The following is an 18,326-nucleotide window of genomic DNA, read 5'->3' on the forward strand; positions in this document are numbered from 1 at the left end:
GCCCTAACGCGCGTCGTGGAAGATGACGCCCAGGGTCATTCGGGAGCCGCTGTGCAGTGTCGAGACCCCGTGGCGCATTGTGGCCCGGCTGTAGCCGCGCGCCGACCGGACGGGACGCTGATTGACGGCGAAGAAGACGGCATCGCCCTGGCCCAGCGAGATCGCCTCGGCCCGGTTCTGCATTCTGGCGCGCGTTTCCGTCAGCACGAACTGGCCGCCCTCGAATGAGGCGGGGTCTGACAGCAGGACCGCCATCTGCACGGGAAAGTGCAGGTCGCCGTACAGATCCTGATGCAGCCGGTTGTAGCCGCCTTCCGAATATTTCAGCACCAGCGGCGTCGGCCGCGTCTGCCCGGCGGCGTGGCACTCATCGAGATAGGCGGCATGGCTGCCGGGAAAGCGGTTCTGCCAGCCCAGTTGCTCCGCCCAGCGGTTGGCCAGCGGCGCCAGCTCCGGATAGGCGGTCTCCCTGAGCCGTTGCACCGGATCGGGCAGGGGATAGGCGAAATACTTGTACTCGCCCTCGCCGAAGGCGTGCCGGCGCATGACGATGCGGCTGCGAAAGCGCTCGGTGTCGTCATAGAGTCCGGCAATGGCTTCGCAGGCGTCCGGGCTGAGGACCCTCGGTGTGCGCGCGAAGCCGCGTTCATCCAGATCGCCGCGAACCTTTACCCAGTCGATCCCGGTCATGCCGTTGCCCGTCGCCGCAGAAACCGCCCGTCGACGCAGGCCAGCCCGATGAAGATCAGGACGAGGCCACCCACCGCGGTCAGTGACAGGCTTTCGTCGAGGAACCACACGCCCAGGAGGATCGCGCTGGGCGGGATCATGAAGGTGACGAGCAGCAGATTGGTCGCGCCGGCCCGCTCGAGGATGCGGAAATAGAGGATATAGGCGAGGCCGGTCCCGGCGACTCCCAGCGCGACCCAGGCCAAGACCGGGTAGAGTCCGGGCGCGGTGCCGGGCAGGCCCTCGGCGAGCAGGGCAACCGGCACCATCATCAGCGTCGACATGGTGAGCATGCCGGCCGCGGCAACCGGCGGGGCGAAACGGCCCAGCCTGCGGCCCCAGGCACCGGCAAAGGCATAGGAGATGGCGGCCCCGATCAGGGCCAGCTGACCCAGCAGGCTGCCATCGACGCCGGCGAGCGCGTCGGGACCGATCAGCAGGATGACCCCGCCGATCCCGAACAGGACGCCCAGCGCCTTGTTCGGCGTGGCGCGTTCGTCGGCCAGGAACAGGTGCGCGACGATGACGCCGAAGATCGGTGTCGTTGCGTTCAGGATCGACGCCAGCGACGAGGTGATCTGGGTCTGGCCCCAGAAGATCAGCGTGAAGGGTATGGCGTTGTTCATCAGGCCCATGACAGCCAGTTCACGCCAGTCGCGGAGCGTCTTCGGCAATACCGCCCCGCTGGCCAGCACCAGCAGCCAGAGCGTCGCCGCGCCCATCGCCACCCGGCCCAGCACCAGCGTGAGCGGCCCCAGGTCGCGCAACGCGATCTCGACGAAGAAGAAGGTCGCGCCCCACAGAAGCGACAGCGCCAGCATCATCGCCCATTCTGCCGCGCCCATCTGTCTGCCGGTCATCCTGTCCTCCAGCTGTTCGTCCGCTACGGGATAGCGCAGCGCTGCCGGCATGGCTTTCCGGTTCTTGTGGCGGTTGCCGCGATGGCCCCATGCCGTACACTCGGCGCCGGGGAGGACGCATCATGGATTTCAATATTCCGCAGGATATCGCCGACTATCTGGCGGTGCTCGACGACTTCATCGCCAAGGAGATCAAGCCGCTCGAGGAAGAGAACATCAAGTATTTCGACCATCGCCGCGAATACGAGCGGACGGACTGGGAGAACGGCGGCGCGCCCAAGGAAGAGTGGGAACAGCTGCTGCGGGAGATGAAGAACCGCGCCGACAAGGCCGGCCATCTGCGCTGGGCGCTGCCGAAGGAATATGGCGGCTCGGGCGGATCGAACCTCGGCATGGCGATCATCCGCGAGCACCTTGCGCACAAGGGCCTCGGCCTGCACAACGATCTGCAGAACGAGAGTTCGGTCGTCGGCAATTTCCCCGTCGTCCATATCTTCGCCACGGTCGGCACCGAGGCGCAGAAGGAAGAATTCATCGAGGACATGATCACGGGCCGGAAGCGCGTCGCCTTCGGCGTGACCGAGCCAAATCACGGCTCCGATGCGACCTTCATGGAGACCGAGGCGAAGCGCGACGGCGACGACTGGGTGATCAACGGCACCAAGCGCTGGAACTCCGGCATGTCGAACGCCAGCCACGACGTTGTCTTCGCACGGACATCGGGAACGCCAGGCGAGCCGATGGGCATCACCGCCTTCATCGTGCCGGTGCAAACGCCGGGCGTCGACATCGCCTACATGCACTGGACCTTCAACATGCCCTCCGACCATGCCGAGGTGCATTTCCGCGACGTGCGGGTGCCGAACTCGGCGATCCTGCACGAGGAGGGGCGGGGGCTGGAATGCATGCAGGCCTTCTTCCACGAGAACCGGATCCGGCAGGCGGCGTCCAGCCTGGGCGCCGGGCAGTACTGCGTCGACGAGGCGGTGAAGTGGGCGAACAGCCGCATTACCTGGGGCAAGCCGCTGTCGCGCAACCAGGCGATCCAGTGGCCGCTGGCGGAACTGAACACCGAAGCGGAGATGCTTCGGAATCTGGTCTACAAGTCAGCCTGGCATCTGGACCAGCAGGACCACATGGCGGTCACGCACTGGGTCGCAATGGCGAACTATCGCGCCAACCGCTTCGTCTGCGAGGCGGCGGACCGGGCGATGCAGGTACATGGTGGCATGGGCTATACCCGCTACAAGCCCTTCGAGCACATCTACCGCCACCACAGGCGCTACCGGATCACCGAAGGGACCGAGGAAATCCAGATCCGCAAGGTCGCCTCGGACCTGTTCAAGAAGTTCCGCGACTGACGGCGGCGCGTCCGGTCGGTCAGGAGACCGGATCGGTGGTCAGCGCGACGCGCTCGACATCGGTCCAGTCTTCGCCGGTGGCCATGACGCAGCTGATGCCGTTGGGCTGTGTGATCAGGATGGTCCACGTCTGGGCGCCTTCCGATGAGGTCAGGACTTCCAGTACGGCGCCGTTGGACGCGATGCCCATGGCGACCGGCGCTTCCTTGTAGTTGTTCGACAGTTTGTCGAGAACTTGTGCCCGCTCCTTGCACAACATCTGCGCACTGGCGGCCGAACAGATAGAGAAGATAGCTGCAGCTGCAATCAGGCCGGTTGTAATGGTCCGCATGATTGTTGCTCCTTTCCGGCCGCTCGGGATTGTTTTGATTCTTTGTCGGATTGGCGGCCTGACAATCTTTCTTCGAGATGGGGGCGACAGCGGTAAAGGGAAGATGCGGCACTTTGGCAAAGGGGCCTGGTGCGAAACCGGTCACAGTTTTGTCCTGGCTCCATGCTTTCCTGCGGGGGTCTTGCCCCGGGCCGTCTGAAATGCCCATATCCGCCGACAGGCGAACAGGGAGAACGCCGATGACGTTGACGATGATCCGGACATGGCGCGGCGGGTCCGCCAGGCTGCTGGCGGCCGCGGCGATGGCGATGCTGCTTTCGGCCTGCGGCGTCAACGAAATCCCGAAGCTGGACGAACAGGTCAAGGCCGCCTGGGCGCAGGTGGAGAACCAGTACCAGCGCCGGGCCGACCTGATCCCCAACCTCGTCGAGACCGTGAAGGGCTTCGCGGCGCAGGAGCGGGACGTGCTGACCTCGGTTGTCGAAGCGCGGGCGAAAGCCACCCAGATCACGGCCCAGATCACGCCCGAGACGCTCAACGATCCGAATCTGCTGAAACAGTTCGAAGCCGCCCAGGGTCAGCTGACCAGCGCGCTGTCGCGGCTGCTGGTCACGGTCGAACGCTATCCCGAACTGAAGAGCTCCCAGAACTTCGTCACCCTGCAGGCGCAGCTTGAGGGGACAGAGAACCGCATCGCCGTGGCGCGCCGCGACTACATCGAGGCCGTGCGCCTGTTCAACACCGAGTACCGGACTTTCCCCGGCATCATCTGGGCGAACCTGCTCTATGGCGATCTCGGGCCGAAGGAAAGCTTCCAGGCCGCCGAGGGCGCGGATCAGGCGCCGGCCGTCAAGTTCTGATGCTCCGCGCGGCGGCTCTCTGTTTCCTGCTGCTCGCCGCAGCGCTGCCGGCGCTCGCGCAGCAGTTTCCCGCCCTGTCCGGCCGGGTGGTCGATCAGGCCGGGATACTGGGTCCGGAAACCGAGGCGGCGATCGCCGATCAGCTGGCGGCGCATGAGCAGGCAACCAGCAACCAGGTCGTGGTCGCCACCATCGCCTCGCTGGAAGGCCACGACATCGCCGACTACGGCTACCGGCTCGGTCGCCACTGGGGTATCGGCCAGGAAGGCCGAAACAATGGCGTCCTTCTCATCGTCGCGCCGGAAGAACGCAAGGTCCGGATCGAGGTCGGCTACGGCCTGGAGGGCAATCTGCCTGACGCGACCGCGAAACTGATCATCGAGAACGAGATCCTGCCGCAGTTCCGGAGCGGCAACATGCCTGGCGGGATCCGGGCGGGTGTCACCGCGATCCTCGCGGCCATCGACGGCGCCTACGAGCCGGTCGCCTATTCGGACGATCCGGGTCCCGAGGACAGCTTCCTGACCTTCCTGCCGGTCCTGCTGTTCTTCGTCTTCATCGTTCTTGCGCGGTCGTTCTCCCGGCGGGATGGCGCGGTCGGGCGCCGCCGGCGTCGCCGCGGTATTCTGCTCGGCGGATCGGCCGGCGGCTTTGCCGGCGGTTTCGGCGGCGGTGGCAGCAGCGGCGGCGGCGGATTCAGCGGGGGTGGCGGCGGCTTCGGCGGCGGCGGCGCTTCGGGAGGCTGGTGATGGACGGCATTTTCTCCGAGACCGAACACAAGCGAATCGCCGACGCCATCCGCGAGGCCGAGAACCGCACCACCGGCGAGATCGTCTGCGTCGTCGCCCGTCAGTGCGAGCCCTACGCCATCATCGCCATGATGTGGAGTGCGCTGGGCGGCTTGCTGGCCGGTGCGGTCGCGGTTCCGTTCTGGTCAGGACTGCCGGTGTTCTGTCTGCCGCTGTTGCAGGTTGCCGTCGTTGCCCTGCTGATGCTTCTGCTTCAGATCACGCCGCTGCGCATGGCGATGGTTCCGGAGGCGGTGAAGCGCCGCAGGGCCGAACGGCTGGCGCGCGCGCAGTTCCTTGAGCAGGGCCTGCACCGGACAGAAGGCCGCACTGGTATCCTGATCTTTGCCGCCATGGCCGAGCACCATGTCGAGATCCTCGCCGACGAGGGCATCGATGCGAAAGTCGACCCGGCCACCTGGCAGACCGTTGTCGACGGCTTCACCGCGCAGATGAAGCGCGGCGAGACCATCGATGCCTTTGTCGACGCCATCGGTCAGTGCGGCGCACCGCTGGCAGAGCATTTCCCGAAGACGCCCGGCAACGCCAACGAGCTGCCGGACCGTCTTGTGGAGATCTGAGCGCTACTTGTTGAGGAAGTTCAGCGCCAGGCCGGGGCGGGGCCAGTCCATTGCCACCAGCTTGCCGGTCGAACTCAGCGTGATGTAGGCGGTCGTCAGGTCCTCGCCGCCGAAGCAGATGTTGGTGGTGATCGCGTCGGGCATCGGAACGTGGCTGACATGGCTGCCATCCGGCGGAACCACCGTGATGCCACCATTGTGGATGGTCGCGACGCAGACGTTGCCGGCGCCGTCGACGGCCAGCGAATCGAACAGCTGATGGCCCGGCAGGCCGACCACCAGCCGGCCCTGCGGCCCGCGCATCGGCATTTTCGGCGACGCGAGCTGCCCCGGCCCCGACAGCGGATAGGCCCAGAGCCGCCCGGTATGGGTCTCTGCGACATAGAGTTCGTCTTCGGCCGGCGAGAGGCCGATGCCGTTGGGGCCGTCCGAGGGGAAGATCGCCTCGACGATCTTCGAACCGTCCGCCAGCGCGTAGTAGACGCCCGTCGTGTCGCGGTCGCGCTTGCGCATCTTGCCGTGGTCGGTGAACCAGAAGCCGCCTTCCTTGTCGAAGACGATGTCGTTCGGCCCCTTCAGGGCGACGCCGTCGCAATGGGTGTAGAGCACTTCGACCTCGCCGGTCTCGATGTCGATGCGCTCGATCCGGCCGCCGGAATAGTCGTCGGGCTGATCGAGAGGGAACAGCCGCCCGTCGCGCTCGAAGATGCGGAAGCCGCCATTGTTGCAGACGTAGCATTTGCCGTCCGGGCCCATCGCGGCGCCGTTCGGTCCGCCGCCCGGCTGGGCGACCACGGTCTTGGAGCCATCCGGGTGCACTCGGGTCAGACGCCCTGCCGCGATCTCCACCACCAGCACGTCGCCGTCGGGCAACGCGATCGGCCCTTCCGGGAACCGCAATCCCTCTGTGACCACGCGAAAATCCGTCATGTCCGCCTCCCCGTTTACGGAACCTTGATCAACTTCTGGTCAGCATACGGAAGGATCGGGTTACGGGAACAGAAGCATGAACGCCAGCCTGCCAATCGGTACGGGCCGACCTTCCGTCACCATGCGCATCATGGGTGACATGACCATCAACGAGATGTCGGGCGAGACCGAGCGGATTTTCGGCCGCACGGCGATCGAATACTGGCGGAAACCGGTGGCCGAGGCCTTTCCTGCGTCGATTGCCGACGCGATGATGCAGGTCATCGTCGGCGCCCGTCAGGGCGGCAAGGAGCCGAAGATCTGCGGCGACGGCCACGGCGGCGAGATCATGCTGGTAGGACGTATGCGCTCAGCGCATGAGCGCGACGGAATCACCATTCACGTCTACCGGCTTTCCGGTGAGACCGACTGGTGGGAAGAGGAAGACGCCGCCCGCCATGCCGACGGTCAGCTCGGCGCCGACGAGTTTCTGGATCAGGCCGCGACCGGCATGGCCGATGGCGGCGCGGCGATGACGACACTTGAAGTGGCCGGCGGGCTGGACGATTTCGCCGACCGTGAGTTCGGCCGCGTGGTCGAACAGGAAGCGAAGCGCCGCGGCGCCAGGGCCACCTCCCGCTTCGGAAATGCCCGCTACGGCATCCTGCATGACGCCGCCGCCGACGAAGGCGAGATGCTGGCCGCGGTATCAGGCATGGCCGCCGATCAGGGCATCATCTCCGATCCCGCAACCGTCGCGGCGGAGCGCATCGACGCCGATGGTTCGGCGATCTCCCCCGAAGAAATCCGGGCCACGCTGAGCTTCTCGGGCAGCGGCCTCCGCGACCGTCTGAGCTCGGGCCTTCGCCGTGTCGGGCTGGGTGCGCGTCATGATGAAGCCAAGGTCCGCGTGGCCAAGCTGATTGGTGCGGCCCGCAAGGCCGTCAAGACCGGACAGATGATGGTCGAGAGCCGGCCGGTCCTCAGCCTCAGGAAATCCGCCGTCGCCATGCGGCAAGTCAAGTCCATGCCTGTCGTCGACGGCCGCCCGCTGGCGCCGTCCATGCTGACCGCCCTGGCCGATGCCCCGGGGTTCCGGGAAGAGATGGAAATCGCGACGTTCGCCAAGGCCCTGGAACAGCAGGTCGAGTGGAAGGTCTGGAAGGCCGTCTCACTGCGCGTGCTGGTCTCCATCGCTTCCGAGAGCCTTGCCGATGGCGGGGTCCGCAAGCAGGTGGATCAACTGATCCGCCGCCACAACGTGTCGGCCGGCAAGCTGTTGCTGCGCCCCGAACGGAAGCTGGGCGGCGATCTGACGGGACGCGGCGACGGCTGGCTGGAAGAAGCCGGCGGCACGGCGTGGCGGATCGTGGTTCCGGACTTCTATGCCTTCATCAAGGGCGAGGCCGCCGTCGGCGCGACGGGGCACCGGGAAGGCGATGCCCATGCCTATATCGAGGTCGATGCGCCGCGGCTGCAGGAACTGTCGAAGCAGAAGGACGGGGCCTTCCTGCTCCGTTCGCTGGTCCGTACCTGGCGCGAGAAGGGCATCGAGACCATCGTCACGCAGGTCAATGCCGCCGGCGATCTCGACCTGCTCGACAAGCTGGAAATGCGCTACGCCCGAGGTGAGAAGATCGGTCCCTGGACTGCCGCCTGACTTGCATTTCGGCGCTGGCCGTGGTGGAGGTGGGCGGTCCCGAACGAATTCCGGCCTGCCCGATGACCGTACCGTCGCCATGCATCTCCGTCTGCTATCTGGACCGCAATTCGGGCCATTGCGTCGGCTGCTACCGGACGATGGCGGAAATCGGCGAATGGATGCGCGCTTCGGATGACCGGCGAAGGGAGATCGTCAGGGATTGCGCCGCGCGCCGTGAGCAGGCGGTCAGCCGAGCGTCAGCCGCGACCCGTCCCAGCGCCTGATCAGCAGCAGCGCGGCCAGCGTCGAGACTGCCGACACGATGGCCATGACGTAGTAGGCGCTGCCGCCCAGCCCGTCATAGAGGAAGCCGGCGGCCAGCGCGCCGAACCCCATGAACAGGCCCATGCCGAAAGCGGAGAACAGGCCCTGCGCCGTGGCGGACATGCCTTCGGGCGCGGCGCGCTGGATGAAGTGCATGGCGCCCAGGTGTGCTGCCCCGAAGGTCAGCGCGTGCAGGACCTGTAGCAGGGCCAGTCCGGCGAAGTCCTCGGCCCCCGCCGTCAGGGTCCAGCGCAGCAGGCCAGCGGCGCAGCCGGCCAGCATCAGGCGAAGCGGCCCGGTCCGTCCCACGATGCGCCGCGACAGCCAGAACAGTACGATCTCGGCGACCACACCGATAGCCCAGAGAATGCCGATCTGCACGTCGTCCAGACCGACCGCGCGCCAGTGGATCGAGCCGAAGCCGTAGAGCACGGCGTGGGCGGCGCTGTTCAGGCCCGAGGCCAGCAGGAACAACGCGAAGACCGGGTGCCCGATCAGGGCGAAGGGGTTGCGTCTTCGGAACTGCGGCTTCGGGAAGCGGATATCGGGGAGGTTCGCGGCGACGATGGCGGTCAGCCAGTAGCCACCCACCATCAGCCAGAGGATGATCGACGGGGCTGCGCCTTCCAGCAGCCATCCGGCGGCGTAGACCGCGCCGATGAATGTCACGGAGCCCCAGAGCCGCACGCGGCCGTAGTCCAGATTGCGCTCGGCTGCGGCGGTCATGGTCAGATTGTCTGCCAGCGGCAGGATCGGCGAGTTGAAGCAGGACGCCAGCACCGCAGCGAGGAAGAAGGCCCAGAAGGCGTCGCCGGCCGCGAACAGCGCATAGGCTGCGCCCGCGCCGATCAGGAACACGATCAGGGGGCGGCGCCGCTCGCCTGACAGATCGGCCCAGCGGCTGCCGACGGGGTTCGCCAGCGGCTTGACCCAGAAGCCTATGGCGAGAATCAGTCCTATCTGGTCCGCCGACAGGCCGCGCGACTGCAAGTAGACCGGAAACCAGGGCATCGATACCCCGGCGACCAGAAAGATCGCGGCGTAGAACAGCGACAGCCGCACCGACCAGCCGAGCGGCGATCCGGTCGTCCGGCTGAGGTCGGGCGCACTCACTTCGTCAGCTTGTCCCCGTCGAGGAGAGCAGGGTCGATGGCCAGCAGCACCGAACGGCCGGTCGCGGCGAGCCCGAGACGCGTGCAGAGCGCTTCCGAGGGTGTGTTGCCCTCCCGAATACCGGTCCCGAACGAGCGGAACCCGTATCGGCGGTTCATCTCCACCATGGCGAGCGCGCCCAGATAGGCCGCCAGACCCTGACCCCGGCGCTCCGGCAATGTGGCCAGCATGCCCCAGTGCGCCTCGCCGCCATTCGGGGCGTCCGGGTGATGGGCACGTGTCGAAGAGGCATGGGCAACAGGGCGTCCGGAGCGGTCCTTCAGCAGGACATAGACGGATGGCAGGGCGATGCCGCGAACCACATTCTCCATCGGCAGCATCATCTCGCAGGCGGCGAGGAGTTCGGCCAGATCATGAAGACGGTCGATCGGAGTGTCCGGATCTATCCACTCCGGTTCCAGATCGTCTGGCAGACGGAACGCCGCGACGAGATCGGCGCAGGTTCTGAGCGACGTATCGCCGGTCAGCCAGTAAGCGTAGCGGTCCGTGATCAGTCCCAGTTCGCGCAGTTCGGTGTCTCGGATGTCCGCGTCGGCGTCGGCGATATCGTCGATCGGCCCGATCCCCTGAAGCCGGGCCAGCGCCAGGTGCAACTCGATATCGTCGGACAGCCTTGCATTGAGCCCGATGGCGCGCCCATGCGTGCTGTATCTCGGGTCGTCTTTCACCAGGCACCAGAGCGCAGCCGCACGCCGTGTCACCGCCTGCTGGGAGGGTGTGCCGAAAAAGCGCTGCCCTGAACTCATCCGCGCGGCCTAGCTCGTCTGGTTCTTGGTCAGCGTCTCGTTGGCGATGGCGGCGGCATAGTCGGCCTTGATCGCTTCGTGGCGCATGTCGATCACGGGCTCCATCATCGCGTGGCTGAAGATGTAGAGCCGGTTGTCGCGGATGCACTCGATCACCCAGTCCGCCAGCACGTGGGGCGGCATGCCGTGGGCGATCAGGTCGGAGGCCGTGACCTGCTGACCGCCACCGACATCCTCGGCGTTCGTCAGCGGGTTCGGCGTTCCGGCCGGCCCGGATGGACGACGGGCGCTGCTGCCGGCGATGTCGGTCTTCACCCAGCCCGGGCAGAGGATCGAGACGCCGATATTCTCCGGGGCCAGAGCCTGGCGGAGGCACTCGGAATATCCGACGACGGCGAACTTGGTGGCGCAGTACGGGCCCATGTTCTCGTTCGCCCAGTGTCCGGCCATGGATGCCGTGTTGACGATGTGACCGCCTTCGCCGTGCTCGCGGATCAGCTTCGTGAAAGTCTCGACGCCGTGGACCACGCCCATCAAGTTGATGTCGACGATCCAGCGCCAGTCCTCGATGGTCGCGTCGCCCGGCTTGCCGCCCAGGCCGACGCCGGCATTGTTGACGACGATATGGACCTTGCCGAAGGCGTCGATGGTGGCCTGGGCCGCGTCCTCGACGCTTGTGTTGCTGGCGACGTTGCAGACCACCGTCTCCGAGGCCTGGCCGAGTTCGGCCCTGGCCTGGGCCAGCCTTTCCTCATCGATATCGGCGAGCATGACCCGCGCGCCCCTGTCGATCAGCGCCCGCGCGATGGCGAATCCGATGCCGCTGGCGCCGCCGGTAACGAAGGCGATCTTGTCCTGCAGATCCTGCATCCTGTCCTCCCTTGTTCTTTGACTTCAATGACCACAATTGCGGCCCGCTTGGGAAGCCACTATTGAATCCGGACCAGAGACGAGGGGGGAACGCGATGATTCTGGCCGAACGGATGAGCCATCTCGGGACCGAAACGGCGTTCGAGGTGCTGGCGAAGGCAAACGCGCTGGCGGCGCAGGGCCGCTCGATCATCAATCTCGGTATCGGCCAGCCCGACTTCCCGACGCCGGAGAATGTCGTCGAGGCCGGGCGCAAGGCGCTGGCGGACGGCCATCACGGTTACACGCCTGCGAACGGCATCCCCCAGCTGCGCGGTGCCGTCGCCGCCGATATCCACCGCCGCTATGGCCACGAGGTCGATCCCGACCTGATCGTCTGCGTGCCGGGCGGCAAGGTAACGATGGCCTTCGCCATGCTGATCTTCGGCGAGCCGGGCGCCGAGATCCTTTATCCGGATCCCGGATTCCCGATCTATCGCTCGATGATCGAGTTTTCAGGCGCGAAGGCCGTTCCGATCAAGCTGCACGAAAGCGCCGGCTTCGCCTTCTCCGCCGATGAGGTGCTGGGGCAGATCAACGAACGCACACGGCTGATCATCCTGAACTCGCCGGCCAACCCGACCGGCGGCGTGGTGCCGCGCAGCGAGATTGACGCCCTTGTGGCCGGTCTCGAGAAGCACCCCGACGTCGCCATCATGTCCGACGAGATCTATTCCTGCATGACCTATGAAGGGCTCGATCACGTGACCCTGCTGGACTATCCGTCCATCCGGGACCGCCTGATCGTGCTGGACGGCTGGTCGAAGACCTACGCCATGACCGGCTGGCGTCTGGGCTGGGGGCTGTGGCCGTCGAAGTTGGCGCCGCTGGCGGCAAAGCTGGCCGTGAACACCCATTCCTGCGTCAATGCCGCGACCCAGTATGCCGGCATCGAGGCGCTGGAAGGGCCGCAGGACGCTGTGGCCTCAATGGTCGAGGCGTTCGACCGCCGCCGCAGTTTCATCGTCCAACGGCTCAACCAGCTTCCCGGCGTTTCCTGCGTCACGCCGCTGGGCGCCTTCTACGCCTTCCCGAACATCAGTGGCACGGGCCTGAGTTCGGGGGCGCTGCAGAACCGTCTGCTGGAAGAGGCCGGCGTGGCTGCGATCGCAGGCACCAGCTTCGGCATCCTGGGCGAAGGGTATCTGCGCTTTTCCTACGCGAACTCGCTGGAGAACATCGAAGAGGCGATGGACCGTATCGGTGCGTGGCTGACCGACAACGCCTGACCCCGCAGACATAAAAATGGCGGGTTCCGAAGAACCCGCCGAGTCTAACAGGGAGGCTTCACGTCTCAAGAGACGTCGGACAAATCACGACAGGGAGGCGCCGGAGTTGCCCGTCGATGTTGCAACGCAACATCTCATGACTGGAGATGTAGGACTCATGGGACGTGAAATAAAGTGGCACAGGCACAAATTACCCATGCGTCTCATGCATGCCTATAAGGTATTGATTTTTAACGTGAAACTTGTTTCAGAATTCGAATGAATGTGACCTGTATCAATATTGCATCGGTCAGAATTGTGTCTCGTTGACCTTTCGAATCAGGAAATCCCTGAATACCGCGATGCGCTTGGAGTTTCTGAGCTCCTCCGGATAGACGAAGAAGGTGTCGAAACTCGGTCCGGCGATGTCGTCGAGCACGCGGACGGCCTTGCTGTGATCCTGCACGATGTAATCAGGCAGGGTGGCGATCCCGAGGCCGCTCTCCACGGCCTGCAGCAGGCCATAGACATTGTTCACGGTCAGCACCGGCTCGCGCGGCTTGTCGGGCGAGGCGCCGAGATCCATCAGCCAGTTGCCGGCGCGCACCGGGCTGATGTTGTCGTCGCCATAGGTGATCAGGGCGTGGCGGTCGAGGTCCTCCTGCCGCTTCGGCGATCCGCGCCGCTTGATGTATTCCGGCGACGCATAGAGGTGGAAGTTCACGGCCATCAGCTTGCGCTGGATCAGGTCGGGCTGGGTCGGCGGCCAGAGCTTCAGGGCGATATCGGCTTCTCGCATCGTCAGGTCGACCTCGCCGTCGGTCAGCACCAGATGGACTGAAATGTCGGGATAGGCTTCGATGAACTCGCGGATGCGTGGCGTCAGCCACATGGACCCCAGGCCCACCGTGGTCGATACGGTCAGGTCGCCGCGGGGCTTCTCCTTGGCGTCCGTCAGCATGGCCTCGGCCATGGCGAGCTTCGAGAAGACCTCGCGGGCGGTCTTGTAGAGCAGTTCGCCCTGTTCGGTGAGAATCAGTCCGCGCGCGTGGCGGCGAAACAGGGTTGTCCGCAGGCTGTCTTCGAGAGCGCTGACCTGACGGCTCACAGCCGACTGGCTCAGATTCAGCAGTTCACCAGCGTGAGTGAAGCTTCCGGCATCAGCGACTGTATGAAAAATGCGCAGTTTGTCCCAATCCATCCGACGAAAATATCCGCCCGGATCGAATCGACAAGAGAAAAGGCGACAGCGGAAATCCGCGCCTAGTCGGCGGCGTCGGCCATCTCCGATTCGGCGAGGAACTTCTCGGCTTCCAGAGCGGCCATGCAGCCGGTCCCGGCGGCGGTCACGGCCTGCCGGTAGATGCGGTCCTGGACGTCGCCGCAGGCGAACAGGCCCGGCACGCTGGTCGATGTCGTTCCGGGCCGGGTCTCGATATAGCCCTCTGCGTCCATCTCGACCTTTCCCTTGAACAGCGAGGTGTTCGGGTCGTGTCCGATGGCGACGAAGACGCCGTGCATCGGGATATTGCGGATGGCGCCGGTCTTGACGTTGCGCACCCGGACCGCGGTGACGCCCAGCGGATCGGCATCGCCCACGACTTCGTCCAGGACGTGATCCCAGAGCGGTTCGATCTTGTCGTGTGCGAGAACCCGCTTCGTCAGGATGTGCTCGGCCCTGAGTTCGTCGCGACGGTGGATCAGCCAGACCTTCGTTGCGAAATTGGTCAGGAACAGCGCCTCCTCGGCAGCAGTGTTGCCGCCGCCGATGACGCAGACCTCCTTGCCGCGATAGAAGAAGCCGTCGCAGGTCGCGCAGGCCGAGACGCCGAATCCCTGGAACTTCTGCTCGCTGGGCAGACCGAGCCACTTGGCCGAGGCGCCGGTGGCCACGATCACGCTGTCGGCGACATAGGTGTCGCCGCCGTCCCCTGTCGCCACGAAGGGGCGCTTGTCCAGGTCGATGTCGCCGATGATGTCGTTGATGATGCGGGTCCCGACATTGGACGCCTGCTTCTCCATCTGCTCCATCAGCCATGGGCCCTGGATGACATCGGCGAAGCCGGGGTAATTCTCGACATCGGTGGTGATGGTGAGCTGGCCGCCGGGCTGGATGCCATGGACCATGACGGGCTCCAGGCCGGCGCGCGCCGCATAGACCGCGGCCGTGCAGCCCGCAGGGCCGGAGCCGATGATCAGCACCTTCGTCGAAATCGTCTCCGCCATGTCCGCCCGCCTCCTTGCCCGGAAAGAGCAACCTATTTCGTCTAACGCCCCCGCATGTCAAGTTCGCGCCCGACCGACGGAGGGAAAGTGATGGATCTGGATGAATTCCGCAGCCATGCGCATCAGATGGTGGATTGGATGACCGACTATCTGGCGGGCATCGAACAGTATCCCGTGCGCGCCCAGACCCATCCCGGAGAGGTCGCCGGGAAGCTGTCCGCCAGCGCGCCTGCGGCCGGCGAGCCGGTGCAGCGGATCATGGCGGATTTCGCCCGCGATGTGCTGCCGGGCGTGACCCATTGGCAGCATCCCTCCTTCTTCGCCTACTTCCCCGCCAATTCCAGCCCGCCCTCGGTGCTGGCGGAGATGCTGACCGCCACTATCGGGGCGCAATGCATGATGTGGCAGACCTCGCCGGCGGCCACCGAAATGGAAACGCGGGTCCTCGACTGGTTGCGCCAGATGATCGGGCTGGAAGAGGGCTTTACCGGCGTGATCCAGGATTCGGCCTCCGGTGCGATCCTGGCGGCGCTGCTGACGGCGCGGGAGAAGGCGACGGGCTTTGAGGCCAACGAGGCCGGACTGACCGGTGGCCCGGAACTGGTCGCCTATTGTTCGGACCAGACCCATACGGCCACCGAGAAGGGCGCTAAGATTGCCGGCTATGGCCGCCGGAACGTCCGCAAGATCGCCACGGACGACACCTTCGCGATCATCCCTGCAGAGCTGGAGAAAGCCATCCAGGCCGATATCGCCGCCGGGCGGAAGCCTGCCTGCGCGGTCGCCTCGCTCGGCGCGACCGGTGTCGGCGCCATCGACGATCTGGCGGCCATGGGCGAGATCTGCCGCCGCTACGGCGTCTTCTTCCATGTCGACGCCGCCTGGGCCGGCTCGGCGCTGATCCTGCCGGAATACCGCTGGATGCTGGAAGGGCAGGAGACCATCGACAGCCTTGTCTTCAATCCGCACAAGTGGCTGCTGACCAATTTCGACTGCGCCGCCCATTTCGTCCGCGATCCGGAGGCGCTGATCCGCACCTTCGCCATCGACGCCTCCTACTACGCCGGACCGGAGGCCGGGCAGGTGATCGACTACCGTGATTGGGGGGTGCCGCTCGGGCGGCGGTTCCGTGCGCTCAAACTGTGGTTCGTGATCCGCAGCTACGGCATCGAGGGATTGCAGGCCTTCCTGCGCCGTCATATCGCCCTGGCGGAGGAGTTGGAGGCGAAAATCGCCGCGGAGCGGGATTTCGAACTGGTGGCGCCGCGCGTTCTCTCCCTGCTCAACTTCCGGTTCCGGCCTGCGGGTTCGGCAAGCGAGGCGGAGACCGATGCGCTGAACGAGCGGCTTCTCAATACGCTGAATGCGTCGGGAGAGGCGTATTTCACGCCGAACCGCGTCCGCGACCGCTACGCCATCCGCATTTCCATCGGCCAGACACGGACCAAGGCGCGGCATGTCGATGCCGCCTGGGACCTGATCCGCCGGACCGCCCGGGCGCTCTGAGCGCCGTCAGCCCTCCAGCGTGTCGGACTCAGGCTCGCCACCATTCCCGGCTTCGCCGCGCAGCCGCCGCCGGCCGAACCGGAAGCGTTCGGCCATGTTCTGCAGCCGGCCGAGCTGGCGGTCCAGCGCCGCCATGGTGCGGGAGAGGTCGTCGCTGTCGTCGTCGAGGAAGGTCCGCATCACCGAGGCGTAGGCCAGGCCAAGCGCCCGCGCCCTGAGCCGCCCCTGCAGCCCGGCGGACGTGACGCCGGCGGCTTCCAGCGCTAGACGCATCGACTTCAGGCCTGGACCAGCGGCCGTCATCACGGCCACGGCGGGGTCGCCGGGCAGGCCGGCGAGAACAGCCCGCAGGCCTTCCCGGCGGGTCTTCAGGAAGTCGAAACGGGCCATCAGCAGCGCGAAGAGCCGGTCGCGGACCGATTCCTCGCCCCAGTCCTCGTCGACGGCGGCCAGCATGGCTTCGTCGGCGCGCGTGGTGAGGTGTCTCAGCGCGCCATTGCGCCCGCCGATGGCTTTTGCGGCCTCACCGACCTCTATTCCGGCCTCGGTGGCGATGTCGTAGAGCGTGACGTTGTTCCAGCCGCCGATGGCGGCCAGTGACAGCGCCGCATCCATGCAGGCGCCGGTGACGTCCTTCTTCCGGGGCATGCCAAACCTCCATCGCGTTGGGTTGCACCATCACATAGTGCATCCGTCGGGTTTTACACGGGAGGCGCCGGAGCGGATCAGCCGTTTTCCCAGGCCTGCTTCTTCCGGTAGATCGTCGAAGGGCTGACGCCCAGCAGCGAAGCGGCCTTGGCGATGTTGCCGTGGCAGATGCCGATGGCGTCCTCGATCGCTTCCCGCTCCACCGTTTCCAGCGGCCGGATGTCGGCTTCGGTCTTCGGACGTGGCGGCGCTGGCGCGGCTTCCGGCTGCGCCGACGGAGTAACGGAAGGCGCAGCCCCGACACCCGGACCGTAGCCGGCATTGATGTTGGGCGGCAGCATGTCCAGTTCGACCCGGTCGCCGTCATAGAGCACCGTGATCGAGCGGATGACGTTCTGCAGTTCGCGGATATTGCCCGGCCAGCGGTGCGCCTGCAGCGCGGCCGCGGCTTCGGCTGAAAATCCCGAGAAGGACTTCTTCTCTTCCTTGGTGTACTGGGCCAGGAAGTTGGTCGCGATCAGCATGATGTCGTCGCCCCGCTCGCGCAGCGGAGGCATCTGCACCGGGATCACGTGCAGGCGGTAGAACAGGTCCTCGCGGAAACGTCCCTGCTGTACGGCCTCCATCGGATCCTTGTTGGTGGCGCAGACGAAGCGGACATCGACACTGCGTGAACGATTGTCGCCGACGCGTTCGAAAGCCCCTGTCTGGACGAACCGCAGCAGCTTGGTCTGCAGGTCCAGATCCATTTCGCAGATCTCGTCCAGAAACAGCGTGCCGCCATGGGCGCGGGCGGCGGCGCCTTCGCGGTCCTGCACGGCGCCGGTGAAGGAGCCGCGGACATGACCGAAGATCTCGCTTTCGATCAGGCCCTTGGGGATCGCGGCGCAGTTGATGGCGACCATCGGGCCCTTCGATCTGGGGCTGGCAGCGTGAACCGCCTCGGCCGCCAGTTCCTTGCCCGTGCCTGATTCGCCGACGACGAACACCGTCGCCTTGCTGGGCGCAGCCATGCGGATGGTCTTGTAGACGGTATGCATGGCGCCCGACGCGCCGATGAAGCTGTAGAATCGTTCGTCCGATTCCGGCTCCCCGGCATCGCCTTCCGGCGCGATGTCCTGGCTGCGTCCGGCCTTCAGCGCGCTGCGCAGGGCGCCGATCAGCCGCTCGTTGTTGAACGGCTTCACCAGAAAATCGAAGGCGCCGAGCCGCATCGCCTCGACGGCCACGTTGATCGAGCCGTGCGCGGTGATCACGACGACCCGCGGCGCGCTCGGCTGCCGGTGCAGCCGTTCCAGGATTTCCATGCCGTCCATGTCGGGCAGCCGCAGATCCAGCAGCACGGCCTCGAACTCGTGCGCATCCAATGCCTCCAGCGCCTGGCGGCCGGTCTCGGCCAGCGTCAGGTCGTAGGGCTCCTTCTCGAGATACAGCTCGTAGGCACGCGCCAGCGAGCGGCTGTCTTCAACCAGCAGGACGGGCTGGCGTTCGCCGGCAGTCATCGACTCTCCCCGTTAGAACACAC

19 protein-coding genes are annotated in these 18,326 nt (G+C 65.8%); 8 read left to right on the forward strand and 11 right to left on the reverse strand.

Annotated elements, in window-relative coordinates; all coding sequences use genetic code 11:
• Positions 1-3: 3 nt before the first annotated feature.
• On the reverse strand, positions 4-690 hold the full coding sequence (locus ACMVY4_RS11355; RefSeq protein ID WP_416896143.1) for a 2OG-Fe(II) oxygenase: 687 nt from the start codon (positions 688-690) through the stop codon (positions 4-6).
• The gene (locus tag ACMVY4_RS11360; protein ID WP_416896144.1) at positions 687-1,589 is read right to left on the reverse strand and encodes a DMT family transporter; all 903 of its coding nucleotides are present in this window, start codon (positions 1,587-1,589) and stop codon (positions 687-689) included. The genes ACMVY4_RS11355 and ACMVY4_RS11360 overlap by 4 nt, the downstream gene beginning before the upstream one ends.
• 122 nt (positions 1,590-1,711) lie before the next feature.
• Here ACMVY4_RS11360 and ACMVY4_RS11365 point away from each other — a divergent pair, with 122 nt between their 5' ends.
• The gene (locus tag ACMVY4_RS11365; RefSeq protein ID WP_416896145.1) at positions 1,712-2,950 is read left to right on the forward strand and encodes an acyl-CoA dehydrogenase family protein; all 1,239 of its coding nucleotides are present in this window, start codon (positions 1,712-1,714) and stop codon (positions 2,948-2,950) included.
• Positions 2,951-2,969: 19 nt separating this feature from the next.
• On the opposite strand, the gene ACMVY4_RS11370 is transcribed toward ACMVY4_RS11365, so the two are convergent.
• Positions 2,970-3,281 carry a hypothetical protein gene (locus ACMVY4_RS11370; RefSeq protein WP_416896146.1) on the reverse strand — a complete coding sequence of 104 codons (312 nt, stop codon included), beginning with the start codon at positions 3,279-3,281 and terminating at the stop codon, positions 2,970-2,972.
• A 251-nt stretch (positions 3,282-3,532) separates the two neighbouring features.
• Here ACMVY4_RS11370 and ACMVY4_RS11375 point away from each other — a divergent pair, with 251 nt between their 5' ends.
• Genes ACMVY4_RS11375 through ACMVY4_RS11385 form a run of 3 tightly spaced genes read left to right on the forward strand, consistent with a single transcriptional unit; the run spans position 3,533 to position 5,510 of the window.
• A complete protein-coding gene (locus tag ACMVY4_RS11375) occupies positions 3,533-4,141 on the forward strand; it encodes a LemA family protein (protein WP_416900302.1) in 609 nt (202 codons plus the stop codon).
• The gene (locus tag ACMVY4_RS11380; RefSeq protein ID WP_416896147.1) at positions 4,141-4,890 is read left to right on the forward strand and encodes a TPM domain-containing protein; all 750 of its coding nucleotides are present in this window, start codon (positions 4,141-4,143) and stop codon (positions 4,888-4,890) included. The genes ACMVY4_RS11375 and ACMVY4_RS11380 overlap by 1 nt, the downstream gene beginning before the upstream one ends.
• The gene (locus tag ACMVY4_RS11385; protein WP_416896148.1) at positions 4,890-5,510 is read left to right on the forward strand and encodes a TPM domain-containing protein; all 621 of its coding nucleotides are present in this window, start codon (positions 4,890-4,892) and stop codon (positions 5,508-5,510) included. The genes ACMVY4_RS11380 and ACMVY4_RS11385 overlap by 1 nt, the downstream gene beginning before the upstream one ends.
• Before the next feature lie 3 nt (positions 5,511-5,513).
• Here the strand turns inward: ACMVY4_RS11385 and ACMVY4_RS11390 are convergent, their stop codons facing one another.
• Positions 5,514-6,440 carry an SMP-30/gluconolactonase/LRE family protein gene (locus ACMVY4_RS11390; protein WP_416896149.1) on the reverse strand — a complete coding sequence of 309 codons (927 nt, stop codon included), beginning with the start codon at positions 6,438-6,440 and terminating at the stop codon, positions 5,514-5,516.
• Between the two features lie 76 nt (positions 6,441-6,516).
• Here ACMVY4_RS11390 and ACMVY4_RS11395 point away from each other — a divergent pair, with 76 nt between their 5' ends.
• Together ACMVY4_RS11395 and ACMVY4_RS11400 are read left to right on the forward strand one after the other, a co-directional pair.
• On the forward strand, positions 6,517-8,079 hold the full coding sequence (locus ACMVY4_RS11395; protein WP_416896150.1) for a hypothetical protein: 1,563 nt from the start codon (positions 6,517-6,519) through the stop codon (positions 8,077-8,079).
• Between the two features lie 62 nt (positions 8,080-8,141).
• Positions 8,142-8,345, forward strand: coding sequence for a DUF1289 domain-containing protein (locus ACMVY4_RS11400; protein ID WP_416900303.1), 204 nt, complete (start codon positions 8,142-8,144; stop codon positions 8,343-8,345).
• On the opposite strand, the gene ACMVY4_RS11405 is transcribed toward ACMVY4_RS11400, so the two are convergent.
• The 3 genes from ACMVY4_RS11405 to ACMVY4_RS11415 are packed head-to-tail and all read right to left on the reverse strand — an operon-like array spanning position 8,308 to position 11,174.
• Positions 8,308-9,498, reverse strand: a complete 1,191-nt coding sequence (locus ACMVY4_RS11405; protein ID WP_416896151.1) for an MFS transporter — start codon at positions 9,496-9,498, stop codon at positions 8,308-8,310. The genes ACMVY4_RS11400 and ACMVY4_RS11405 overlap by 38 nt on opposite strands.
• Positions 9,495-10,304: a GNAT family N-acetyltransferase gene (locus ACMVY4_RS11410; RefSeq protein WP_416896152.1), complete on the reverse strand. Its 810-nt coding sequence runs from the start codon at positions 10,302-10,304 to the stop codon at positions 9,495-9,497. Before ACMVY4_RS11410 ends, ACMVY4_RS11405 begins: the two co-directional genes overlap by 4 nt.
• 9 nt (positions 10,305-10,313) lie before the next feature.
• Positions 10,314-11,174 (reverse strand): SDR family oxidoreductase, encoded by an 861-nt coding sequence (locus ACMVY4_RS11415; RefSeq protein WP_416896153.1) that lies wholly within the window; start codon positions 11,172-11,174, stop codon positions 10,314-10,316.
• A gap of 95 nt (positions 11,175-11,269) precedes the next feature.
• Here ACMVY4_RS11415 and ACMVY4_RS11420 point away from each other — a divergent pair, with 95 nt between their 5' ends.
• A complete protein-coding gene (locus ACMVY4_RS11420) occupies positions 11,270-12,442 on the forward strand; it encodes a pyridoxal phosphate-dependent aminotransferase (protein ID WP_416896154.1) in 1,173 nt (390 codons plus the stop codon).
• Between the two features lie 289 nt (positions 12,443-12,731).
• Here ACMVY4_RS11420 and ACMVY4_RS11425 read toward each other — a convergent pair whose 3' ends face one another.
• Together ACMVY4_RS11425 and trxB are read right to left on the reverse strand one after the other, a co-directional pair.
• Positions 12,732-13,622: a LysR family transcriptional regulator gene (locus ACMVY4_RS11425; RefSeq protein WP_416896155.1), complete on the reverse strand. Its 891-nt coding sequence runs from the start codon at positions 13,620-13,622 to the stop codon at positions 12,732-12,734.
• Positions 13,623-13,684: 62 nt separating this feature from the next.
• The gene (gene trxB, locus ACMVY4_RS11430; RefSeq protein ID WP_416896156.1) at positions 13,685-14,647 is read right to left on the reverse strand and encodes a thioredoxin-disulfide reductase; all 963 of its coding nucleotides are present in this window, start codon (positions 14,645-14,647) and stop codon (positions 13,685-13,687) included.
• A 90-nt stretch (positions 14,648-14,737) separates the two neighbouring features.
• On the opposite strand from trxB, the gene ACMVY4_RS11435 reads away from it, so the two are divergent.
• Positions 14,738-16,153: a pyridoxal phosphate-dependent decarboxylase family protein gene (locus ACMVY4_RS11435; protein WP_416896157.1), complete on the forward strand. Its 1,416-nt coding sequence runs from the start codon at positions 14,738-14,740 to the stop codon at positions 16,151-16,153.
• 6 nt (positions 16,154-16,159) lie between these two features.
• Here ACMVY4_RS11435 and ACMVY4_RS11440 read toward each other — a convergent pair whose 3' ends face one another.
• Together ACMVY4_RS11440 and ACMVY4_RS11445 are read right to left on the reverse strand one after the other, a co-directional pair.
• A complete protein-coding gene (locus ACMVY4_RS11440; RefSeq protein WP_416896158.1) occupies positions 16,160-16,801 on the reverse strand; it encodes a hypothetical protein in 642 nt (213 codons plus the stop codon).
• A gap of 77 nt (positions 16,802-16,878) precedes the next feature.
• Positions 16,879-18,303, reverse strand: coding sequence for a sigma-54-dependent transcriptional regulator (locus ACMVY4_RS11445; RefSeq protein ID WP_416896159.1), 1,425 nt, complete (start codon positions 18,301-18,303; stop codon positions 16,879-16,881).
• Positions 18,304-18,326: the final 23 nt, after the last annotated feature.

This window comes from Minwuia sp. (assembly GCF_048007105.1).
In the GTDB taxonomy this organism is placed as follows: domain Bacteria; phylum Pseudomonadota; class Alphaproteobacteria; order Minwuiales; family Minwuiaceae; genus Minwuia.

Coding starts and splice junctions, on each gene's coding strand:
- ACMVY4_RS11355 (WP_416896143.1), bottom strand. CDS start 690: ATGACCGGGATCGACTGGGTAAAGGTTCGCGGCGATCTGGATGAACGC.
- ACMVY4_RS11360 (WP_416896144.1), bottom strand. CDS start 1,589: ATGACCGGCAGACAGATGGGCGCGGCAGAATGGGCGATGATGCTGGCG.
- ACMVY4_RS11365 (WP_416896145.1), top strand. CDS start 1,712: ATGGATTTCAATATTCCGCAGGATATCGCCGACTATCTGGCGGTGCTC.
- ACMVY4_RS11370 (WP_416896146.1), bottom strand. CDS start 3,281: ATGCGGACCATTACAACCGGCCTGATTGCAGCTGCAGCTATCTTCTCT.
- ACMVY4_RS11375 (WP_416900302.1), top strand. CDS start 3,533: ATGATCCGGACATGGCGCGGCGGGTCCGCCAGGCTGCTGGCGGCCGCG.
- ACMVY4_RS11380 (WP_416896147.1), top strand. CDS start 4,141: ATGCTCCGCGCGGCGGCTCTCTGTTTCCTGCTGCTCGCCGCAGCGCTG.
- ACMVY4_RS11385 (WP_416896148.1), top strand. CDS start 4,890: ATGGACGGCATTTTCTCCGAGACCGAACACAAGCGAATCGCCGACGCC.
- ACMVY4_RS11390 (WP_416896149.1), bottom strand. CDS start 6,440: ATGACGGATTTTCGCGTGGTCACAGAGGGATTGCGGTTCCCGGAAGGG.
- ACMVY4_RS11395 (WP_416896150.1), top strand. CDS start 6,517: ATGAACGCCAGCCTGCCAATCGGTACGGGCCGACCTTCCGTCACCATG.
- ACMVY4_RS11400 (WP_416900303.1), top strand. CDS start 8,142: ATGACCGTACCGTCGCCATGCATCTCCGTCTGCTATCTGGACCGCAAT.
- ACMVY4_RS11410 (WP_416896152.1), bottom strand. CDS start 10,304: ATGAGTTCAGGGCAGCGCTTTTTCGGCACACCCTCCCAGCAGGCGGTG.
- ACMVY4_RS11415 (WP_416896153.1), bottom strand. CDS start 11,174: ATGCAGGATCTGCAGGACAAGATCGCCTTCGTTACCGGCGGCGCCAGC.
- ACMVY4_RS11420 (WP_416896154.1), top strand. CDS start 11,270: ATGATTCTGGCCGAACGGATGAGCCATCTCGGGACCGAAACGGCGTTC.
- ACMVY4_RS11425 (WP_416896155.1), bottom strand. CDS start 13,622: ATGGATTGGGACAAACTGCGCATTTTTCATACAGTCGCTGATGCCGGA.
- trxB (WP_416896156.1), bottom strand. CDS start 14,647: ATGGCGGAGACGATTTCGACGAAGGTGCTGATCATCGGCTCCGGCCCT.
- ACMVY4_RS11435 (WP_416896157.1), top strand. CDS start 14,738: ATGGATCTGGATGAATTCCGCAGCCATGCGCATCAGATGGTGGATTGG.
- ACMVY4_RS11440 (WP_416896158.1), bottom strand. CDS start 16,801: ATGCCCCGGAAGAAGGACGTCACCGGCGCCTGCATGGATGCGGCGCTG.
- ACMVY4_RS11445 (WP_416896159.1), bottom strand. CDS start 18,303: ATGACTGCCGGCGAACGCCAGCCCGTCCTGCTGGTTGAAGACAGCCGC.